At 57.5% G+C, this 1221-nt stretch carries 1 protein-coding gene; it reads left to right on the forward strand.

The window, feature by feature from the left end:
* Positions 1-1188: IS5 family transposase (locus tag BMZ24_RS19315; protein ID WP_092194750.1), on the forward strand; the 1188-nt coding region annotated here is incomplete at its 5' end.
* Positions 1189-1221: the final 33 nt, after the last annotated feature.

A 1221-nucleotide genomic window follows, 5' to 3' on the forward strand; every position in this document is an offset into this window, starting at 1 on the left:
CGGCCACTTTATGCTGCTTCCGGTCGCCCCGGAAAACCTGTCCGGTTGATGGTCGGCCTCCTCATTCTCAAGCAGCTTGAAAACTTGAGCGATGAGCGCGTTGTCGAGGCATGGGTTCAAAACCCGTATTTCCAAGCTTTCTGCGGCCAGCAGCGATTCACCTGGAAGTTGCCCTGCGATCCGTCAGAGCTGACCTATTTCCGACGCCGCATCGGAGAAGACGGAGTCCGCAAAATCTTCGAGGTTTCCGTGGCCCTTCACGGTGACAAGGCCAAAGAAACCGAGGTCGTCGTGGACTCCACCGTGCAGGAAAAGAACATCACCTTTCCCACGGATGCCAAGCTCCTGACCAAAATTGTGACGCGGTGCCACACCATGGCCAAGCTGGAAGACGTCAAACTCCGGCGCAGCTACCAGCGCGAAATCAAGTCGCTGCTGCGGACCATCCGGTTCAAATCAAAAGGTCGCAGACAGGGCGAATCCCAGCGGGCCGTCAGGCGTTTGCGGACCATCGCCGGCATCCTGGTCCGCGAACTGAAACGCAAGCTCTCTCCGGAATCGCTGGTTATCCATCAGCAGGCCTTGGACCTTTACGATCGCGTGCAGCGCCAGCAGAGATCCGACTCAGGCAAGATCTACAGCCTCCACGAACCCGGAGTGTCTTGCATCAGCAAAGGCAAGGCCCACAAGAAATACGAATTCGGCGCCAAGGCATCCGTGACCGTGACCAAGACCAGCGGCATCATCGTCGGTGCCCTGTCCTTCCAGGACAATCCTTTCGACGGTCACACGCTGCCTGCGGTTCTGTCCCAAGTCGAAAGCATCGTGGGACAACGGCCGGCCATGGCAATCTGCGACCGGGGCTACCGCGGCAAGCGCAAGATCGGCGCGACCAGCATCGAAATCCCCGAGTCGGGCAAGCGGACAAAGACCGCATCTGACAAGCGGCAGGCCCGGGAGCGATTCCGTCGTCGTGCTGCCATCGAGCCGATCATCGGCCATCTCAAGAACGACCACAGGATGCTGCGCAATTACCTCAAAGGCCAGGTCGGCGACACCGTGAACCTGTTCATGGCTTGCGCTGCGTTCAATTTCCGAAAGTTCATCCGGATTCTGTGTTTTTTGTGCCTCAAATTCCTTGGACACGTACTTCGACCTAATGTTCAGCCGCTACAGGTTTGTGCCTGACGTGGCGTTTTAACAGTTTTTCAGGATCGACTA

Source organism: Desulfomicrobium norvegicum, from assembly GCF_900114595.1.
Lineage (GTDB): Bacteria > Desulfobacterota > Desulfovibrionia > Desulfovibrionales > Desulfomicrobiaceae > Desulfomicrobium > Desulfomicrobium macestii.